We start from the raw sequence: 6,926 nt of genomic DNA, 5'->3' as shown, positions 1-6,926 counted from the left end.
CCTCTTCCTCCCGGTGCCCCCGTTAAACCGGTTGGACCTGTTACTCCCGGTGACCCCGTTAAACCGGTTGGACCTGTTACTCCCGGTGATCCCGTTAAACCAGTCGCACCTGTTACTCCCGGCGATCCCGTTAAACCGGTCGGGCCTGTTACTCCCGGTGATCCTGTTAAACCGGTCGGGCCTGTTACTCCTGGTGATCCCGTTAAACCAGTCGCACCTGTTACTCCCGGTGATCCCGTTAAACCGGTCGCACCTGTTACTCCCGGTGATCCTGTTAAACCAGTTGGACCCGTCGGACCGGTCATTCCCGTTGGAATATAAATTGGGGGAAGAACTGGAAACGTAGGTCCAATGTTTTCAGGTTCTATCATAGCTTTATTTATTGATAATTTATTTTCTCGCTTCACTTTAATACCTCGTTCCACATTTTTGTTTACTACTTAACAAAATAATACATCTATCATTTTAGAAGAATTTCATAACTACTTTTTTCATTCTCAAATGATTTTTACATATAGTAAACTTTTTACCGTTGCTATAACTAGTAGTATTAATATAATAAAATGATAGTTCCATTTCAAAATACTAAATCGGTTACGTTCTAATTTAAAAATGAGGTGATTTATATTCAAGATAGGGATGAAAAAATGAAAAAAGAACTATTATCACTGGCTCTTGAAATTATTCTTCCATACAGACTGACAGGTCCTACTGGGCCCACAGGTAATACCGGTCCTACAGGCATTACTGGACCCACAGGTATTACTGGACCCATTATTACAACAAACTCTATGTTCGCTAATAATACATTAGGTGGTCCCATCTCAGTCATATTAGGTGGAACTAATATTCCACTTTCTAATAACCAAAGTCTCGGTAATTTTACAGTGAACGCTACAAATGATATATATACAATTCCTGTTACTGGAAGATATTATTTAACCTATCAAATTAATACAACAACTTCTCTACTTGCTGGTACAAGGCTACTATTAAACTCTTAGACTCCACTTCCCGGATCTATTTTTTCACCCGCAATATCAACTTCAAACTATAATAATAATTTAATAACCAATTTAATTGCTGGTAATACAATTTCCCTTCAAATATTCGGCGTATTATCCATAGTTAATTTAGTTGGAGGTGGTTCAACAGGTGCCTCTTTAACAATTATACGAATCGATTAATAAATGATTCATTCTTTTTTATAATAAACATTCTTAGCTGCTAAAGTAGTAACTATTACGTCATTCCTAAAGCTAATAATATTTCAATAATTTCATGACAGTGATTAAGCAATAAAAACAATTTGTACTATACTCATAGTAATAACCATCTATACTAAATTTTCCATATATACATTATCAATTTACACTTCTCCCTGCCAATGTTACATTGAATAAGAAGACAGTTTCCCAAAATGCGAACCATCTCAAAACGTATTTGAGAAACATACTCCAATCCTATACGCGAGAGCAATACTATGTCGACACTCAAACGAGTGTCTTTTTTTATGAATTTAAAAAAATAAAACCATCTCTTATAGATGGTTTATCAACACACATTTCTTTATATTCTTGATGCAAGTGTAAGTTTATGCAGCTGGATAATAAATGGTCATACTTAACCGAGTTAGCGTACTTCCAGAATTATGATAAGAGTGCGGTCTATCCGCCTTAAAGCGAATTGCATCTCCGCTATTTAATGTATATTGACAATCATTTATTTCAATTATCAATTTCCCTTCAAACACCGTTATAAATTCTTCGGTCCCTTCTTTATGGCCTTCCGAACTTAATTTTCCTTCTGTTTCAATTTCAACCGTATAGATTTCAAAGTTCCTATCATCTTGAAAAGGAAAAGAAGGATACACTTTATATCTCCCATTGTCTTCTGATAATACTTGAACATCATTTCGTAAAACAACTTTCGTATCTGGTTGCGGATTATTGATTAAAGAAGTAAAAGACACTTTCAAACCATTAGCAATTTTCCATATCGTTGTTAATGTTGGACTTGACTCCCCTCGTTCAATTTGTCCAATCATCGTTTTACTCACACCTGTTAATTGCGAGACCTTTTCCAAACTCATTTTTTCTTTCTCTCGTATTGTTTTTAAATTTTTCGCCAAAATAAGTTGAATTTCTTCCATAAGAAACACCCCTACACTATATACAATATAACGACCGTTATGTATAATAAAGAGCACACGTTATATTGTTCTTTTCGGTCATTATAACATACACTAAATAATTAGGGGGTTTTGAAATGCCTATATTTTCTTTTTTGTTATTTGTTTTTATAAGTAGCTTCACACCCGGTCCTAACAATTTTTTAGCTATGACATACGCTAATCAACATGGTTTAAAAAGGAGTATGCAATTTTGTTTTGGAGTAGCTTTCGGGTTTTTCATCCTCACCTCCTTATGTAGCTTCTTTAATATTGTACTAATTAATATCCTACCCATAATCGAATTCCCTTTAAAAATTTTAGGTGTAGCATATATGCTATATTTAGCTTTTAAAATACTCACTAGTAAAACTAGTACAGATTCCGATGAAAAACATAATAAAAACTTATTTACAGTGGGGATTTTTCTTCAGTTTGTTAACCCTAAAGGGATACTATTCGGCCTGACTGTAGTGTCAACTTTTATTCTTCCTTACTATAATTCATATTCAAGTTTTCTACTCTTCTCATTATTTCTAGGTGTAGTCGGGTTAATGAGTACATTTAGTTGGAGCTTATTTGGTTCCATGTTCCAAAAACTTTTATTAAAACATACTAAATCTTTTAACATCATTATGGCCGTTTTATTAGTTTTTAGTGCTTTTTCAATTGTAATCAATTAAATTCAAACTCTAAATTTCATTTCTGTTTAAAAGTATGATTTACAAATATAGCTGATATACCAAATGAACCTCCCGCTTACATGCATTACTTATTTAGTTTTAAGGCGGTAATCTTCTATATCTACTCTTATTCATACGAGATAAAATAAAAAGAGGATTACTCATTATAAGTAATCCTCTTTTTGACTATTGATTTTTAAATATTCTGTTCCACTAAACTAAAATCTTTACTTAACTTCATACCACCAGCCTTTACGATCAAGGTAATCCGTCATTCCTTTAAGTTGCGCATCTGAAGTTGGTTCAGAGATAAAATATGTTAGACCATCCGATTGTAAGATGAAGTTAGCTGTCATTTTTAGTGACGTTAATGCTCCCATTACATCGGGGGTTTCATGCGGTGAAAAAGCTCCTGATTGAATGATATTTTTTTTCGATGGCGGAGTTGTCCCACCAGATTGCCCCGTTAACGCATAAACAATTGAATTTGCAATCTTATCTGGATTCCATTTTGACATATCTGCTTCATTATCGATAAATCCAAGTTCAATTAAGATTGCAGGTGCTTTCGTATTCGCTAATACATAAAGGTCTTTTCGCTCCTTCGCGCCACGATTTGACCAGCCAATATCTTTTGAAAGTTGCGCTGCTATCTTTGCTGATAAAGCTTGTTGGTCATAATACAGTACTTCAACACCATTAGCATTCGTATCATATGAGTTTAAATGAAATGAAACTACTAAGTCTACATCATGTGAGTTTGTTTTAGATACAATGTTATTTAAATTTTGCGCTTGTGTTGTCCCTACTTCATCAGTATCATCATAAACTGTATGCCCTAATGCTCTTAATTTAGCAACAACTGCATCCTTAACTTGGCGATCCATAATATGTTCTTTCCGATTCCCATAATTTGCACCCTGTACAATACTATTGTGACCTCCATGTAAACTATATCTAGCCATTGTTCAACATCCCCTTTTTTATTAATATATTCAAAGCTCGTCTTATTGTCCGGTCAAATATCCAGTAAAGCTCCAGCAAACAATAATAAGGGCACTAATCTATTTTTAAATTTTTAATTCTAGATTATCTATTTTCTAAAACAAAGAACTCATAAATAAAAACCACAACTAATATTTTTTAGTTGTGGTTTTTACGCATTTAAACTGTTTATTTTGAAATCTTTTTATTATAATACATAAAAATACGTTATAATATAAGCTACTGTTCTTTAGGAGGGGTTTAATGGCTGATAAATATAAATTTTTGATTCTCTTTGTTACAGCATTTGTTTCTTTCTTTTCCTTAATAAAAGATTTCCGTAACATTTCAAAAAGTTTCTTTTGGGGGAGCTTTGCAATCCTAACAAGCTTTATATTATTATTAACTCACGCTTTAGAATTAACTCCAATACTTCTCTATTCAGCTCAGATGGCTCTTGAGATTATTACAATACCACGTAAATTATTTCTTCCACCTGTCACTGAAGTTGCTAGTTTTTGCTAACAATTCGTATATATATATAAGTTTCAACTCTACATTTCTAATTATCTTTACAAATATAATAGTGCGGTTTCTCCTTTCTAGAGAAACCGCACTATATTAAATTTTAAACTGACTAGTATAAAAATCTCATACATCGCTGTTTTTTTCATTGAGTTCGTTTGTTTTGTGTAAAAGAAAAAGCACCCAACTGGTTGCTTTTTACAGAATCATCTTTTTCTTCTGCTTCTTTTTACTTCCTTTATTTCTCCTTGCTTAACTAGTTTTTCAATATATAAATGTACTAACTTATAAACACATTCTCTTCCCTAATTTTCCTGATCTTCTTGATTTTTCATCCAGACGCACAATGCTTTGTAGTTTTTCAGCTCCTTCACCACAAGTCTTCGCATTTCCTTTTCATCGATGTCCTCAAAAAATGACAATTGATTCATACGATACGGTCCCCCTACGTTCGATTTACTCTATTGAACTTTTACTTCATTTCCTTTTTACATTCTTCAAGAAAATCGATATCCTCTTGAAGCCGTTCTTTTGTTGAAAGTAATTCCATCACATTACCTTCTGTGCTATAAATACGTATCGTTCTTTCCTTAAACTCCATACCCAATATCCCATCATCATTTAAAAGCTTTACATTACCTCCCATTCTTTTAACCTCGCTTTCTATTCAAAGGATTATTTTATTGGTTTTTCAATTAAACTTCATTTCAAAATTCTCCGTTTTATATGAACCACTAGACACATACACCATATACTAATTTAAATACTTCCTAGGAAAGAAGGTGAAAGTTATGCCATCTATTGTCGGAAATATGGTTGTACAAAATAGTAACGGTTCTTTCAACTTAGGTGATTTTTATAATGTTTCTCCAAAAGAAAATACAAAAGCTTATAATGGTTCGGGTGCATCTAATGTTGCTTTTGTGCTTAATACATTTAACGGTGTTAGTGCAACCAACACATTTGATTCTGATGTTGCCGACCAAAGCCAAGTTGGAACCGCCTAAACTTATTTATTTCTTCTACTTCCGAATAAAAGCCAATATCCCGTTAATAATGTATATATAGTTTCTGTTTCCCCTTCATACCCGAAGGCTTATCAGTTAGCTTTTCTAGCTGTCCTTTTTAAATACGGGCTGCACACGTATTCAGCTTATAAATTAGGCCTTGTGAGCTGCCACCTTTTAAAGGAGCACATTTAAATATATGCTCCTTTTATTCAATGTTATTTTCACGATCATGTAGAATAAAACATAAGGTATATGGTAATTCAGTGCTCATAAAACCTATTTTTTCTAAGAGTTTATCCATTTGTAAGCTCTTTTTTTCTTTTCAAATAACTCTTTTATTTTTAAATTTGTATTATTTTAAATTATCTATTCTACTTCTCTTTTCTTGTTCATATGCCAAGTTTTTTATTCATAAACTAAAAGTACTTGACATAACTGAATGGAGGCTAATAATGTCTTTTTCAAATATTATTAAATACGGACGCGTTCCCCTCTTTAATTCTAACTTCCCTTTGATTTTATTTTGGAGTCAAAAAAGTGGCTGTACCTCTCTTGCACATTGGTTTTTTTATCAAATAAATTTATTTAAAGAAGCCATAAAATACGATTCTTTCATCCATAATTATGAAAATGAAATATACAAAAACTCCTCGGACTACTTTATTGAACTAGCTGCAGCTTTATATACAAACGGAAAAGATACCTATAAATTAGTGAGAAACCCCTATACAAGAGCTGTAAGTTCATTTTTTTCACTAATTGCCCCCCCTTACATAGAAAACCCAGCATGGAATCCTATTCGGAATTTTTATTATGGTAATGAATTTTGTAATAAACCTATTTCATTTAAAATCTTTCTCTACTACTTAAAAGAGCAAATGATAGATTTAGAACAAGTAGATCCACATTTAATGCAGCAATATGAACCAGGTGAGGAAGAGTTTGTTACAAAGTATATCTACCTTGAAGATTTCTCTACTGAAATTGAGCGCTTAGAACAAACATATCAATTAAAAACTTCTCCTTTACACATACTAACCAAATCATGGCATCATCAGAAAGACAGGGCGATTTTTAGAGGTAATTTTGCAGATGCTGATATTACCGATCCTTTATTCCCACGCCTCCCAACATACGATAGCTTTTATGACCATGAAACTATCCAATTAGTACAGGATATTTTTAATAAAGATTTTAGCACGTACAATTACCCATTAACTCCTTTAAAAAATATGTGATTTTCTAATTGTAGTTTCATATATTATAGAGAAACTTAGATTCACCTATTTAAGTTTCCTCATAAAACTCTCGTAGTAAGTTGGGGCACTGGAAACAGTGTCTTTTTTTAATAAAATTCAAATTGTATTATCTAATAAATCATTAAAACATTTAAATAGAACGTGAAATACTCATTAAGGTTGCCACCATTCGTATGTTTTACTTTGTATGCAAGAAAGACGCAGTTAAAACATTTAGTGAACAAATATTTAAATAGTAATGTTTACAAATATAAAAATGCGGTTTCTCCGTTCTAGAGAAACCGCACCTTATTAA

At 32.7% G+C, this 6,926-nt stretch carries 9 protein-coding genes and 1 pseudogene; 5 read left to right on the top strand and 5 right to left on the bottom strand.

Features of this window, described 5'->3' with window-relative positions:
• Positions 1-407 (bottom strand): exosporium leader peptide-containing protein (locus JDS99_RS21490; RefSeq protein WP_345943232.1); only part of this gene is annotated, 407 nt, incomplete at its 3' end.
• A gap of 210 nt (positions 408-617) precedes the next feature.
• On the opposite strand from JDS99_RS21490, the pseudogene JDS99_RS21485 reads away from it, so the two are divergent.
• Positions 618-1,187, top strand: a pseudogene (locus JDS99_RS21485) (BclA C-terminal domain-containing protein).
• A 407-nt stretch (positions 1,188-1,594) separates the two neighbouring features.
• Here the strand turns inward: JDS99_RS21485 and JDS99_RS21480 are convergent.
• Positions 1,595-2,209 carry a helix-turn-helix domain-containing protein gene (locus JDS99_RS21480; RefSeq protein WP_074651067.1) on the bottom strand — a complete coding sequence of 205 codons (615 nt, stop codon included), beginning with the start codon at positions 2,207-2,209 and terminating at the stop codon, positions 1,595-1,597.
• 59 nt (positions 2,210-2,268) lie between these two features.
• Here JDS99_RS21480 and JDS99_RS21475 point away from each other — a divergent pair, with 59 nt between their 5' ends.
• Positions 2,269-2,853 (top strand): LysE family transporter, encoded by a 585-nt coding sequence (locus tag JDS99_RS21475; protein ID WP_088063349.1) that lies wholly within the window; start codon positions 2,269-2,271, stop codon positions 2,851-2,853.
• Between the two features lie 227 nt (positions 2,854-3,080).
• Here JDS99_RS21475 and JDS99_RS21470 read toward each other — a convergent pair whose 3' ends face one another.
• Positions 3,081-3,818 carry an N-acetylmuramoyl-L-alanine amidase gene (locus JDS99_RS21470; protein ID WP_098095006.1) on the bottom strand — a complete coding sequence of 246 codons (738 nt, stop codon included), beginning with the start codon at positions 3,816-3,818 and terminating at the stop codon, positions 3,081-3,083.
• A 283-nt stretch (positions 3,819-4,101) separates the two neighbouring features.
• Here JDS99_RS21470 and JDS99_RS21465 point away from each other — a divergent pair, with 283 nt between their 5' ends.
• Complete coding sequence (locus JDS99_RS21465; RefSeq protein ID WP_061672984.1) at positions 4,102-4,362, top strand: hypothetical protein; 261 nt, start codon at positions 4,102-4,104, stop codon at positions 4,360-4,362.
• A gap of 305 nt (positions 4,363-4,667) precedes the next feature.
• On the opposite strand, the gene JDS99_RS32425 is transcribed toward JDS99_RS21465, so the two are convergent.
• On the bottom strand, positions 4,668-4,793 hold the full coding sequence (locus JDS99_RS32425; protein WP_255294011.1) for a hypothetical protein: 126 nt from the start codon (positions 4,791-4,793) through the stop codon (positions 4,668-4,670).
• 41 nt (positions 4,794-4,834) lie between these two features.
• Complete coding sequence (locus tag JDS99_RS21460; RefSeq protein WP_176551435.1) at positions 4,835-5,008, bottom strand: hypothetical protein; 174 nt, start codon at positions 5,006-5,008, stop codon at positions 4,835-4,837.
• Positions 5,009-5,153: 145 nt separating this feature from the next.
• On the opposite strand from JDS99_RS21460, the gene JDS99_RS21455 reads away from it, so the two are divergent.
• Both JDS99_RS21455 and JDS99_RS21450 read left to right on the top strand, forming a co-directional pair.
• On the top strand, positions 5,154-5,369 hold the full coding sequence (locus tag JDS99_RS21455) for a spore germination protein (protein WP_088063347.1): 216 nt from the start codon (positions 5,154-5,156) through the stop codon (positions 5,367-5,369).
• Positions 5,370-5,824: 455 nt separating this feature from the next.
• Positions 5,825-6,610, top strand: a complete 786-nt coding sequence (locus tag JDS99_RS21450; RefSeq protein WP_199695676.1) for a sulfotransferase family 2 domain-containing protein — start codon at positions 5,825-5,827, stop codon at positions 6,608-6,610.
• Positions 6,611-6,926: the final 316 nt, after the last annotated feature.

The organism is Bacillus cereus group sp. N6 (genome assembly GCF_016483705.1).
Lineage (GTDB): Bacteria > Bacillota > Bacilli > Bacillales > Bacillaceae_G > Bacillus_A > Bacillus_A wiedmannii.
Note: the sequence above shows the minus strand (reverse complement) of the source record. Positions and strands in the feature narration are given on the sequence as shown.

What these genes read in the sequence shown, in the direction of transcription:
- JDS99_RS21475 (WP_088063349.1), top strand. Translation starts at nt 2,269, where the DNA reads ATGCCTATATTTTCTTTTTTGTTATTTGTTTTTATAAGTAGCTTCACA.
- JDS99_RS21465 (WP_061672984.1), top strand. Translation starts at nt 4,102, where the DNA reads ATGGCTGATAAATATAAATTTTTGATTCTCTTTGTTACAGCATTTGTT.
- JDS99_RS21460 (WP_176551435.1), bottom strand. Translation starts at nt 5,008, where the DNA reads ATGGGAGGTAATGTAAAGCTTTTAAATGATGATGGGATATTGGGTATG.
- JDS99_RS21455 (WP_088063347.1), top strand. Translation starts at nt 5,154, where the DNA reads ATGCCATCTATTGTCGGAAATATGGTTGTACAAAATAGTAACGGTTCT.
- JDS99_RS21470 (WP_098095006.1), bottom strand. Translation starts at nt 3,818, where the DNA reads ATGGCTAGATATAGTTTACATGGAGGTCACAATAGTATTGTACAGGGT.
- JDS99_RS32425 (WP_255294011.1), bottom strand. Translation starts at nt 4,793, where the DNA reads ATGAATCAATTGTCATTTTTTGAGGACATCGATGAAAAGGAAATGCGA.
- JDS99_RS21450 (WP_199695676.1), top strand. Translation starts at nt 5,825, where the DNA reads ATGTCTTTTTCAAATATTATTAAATACGGACGCGTTCCCCTCTTTAAT.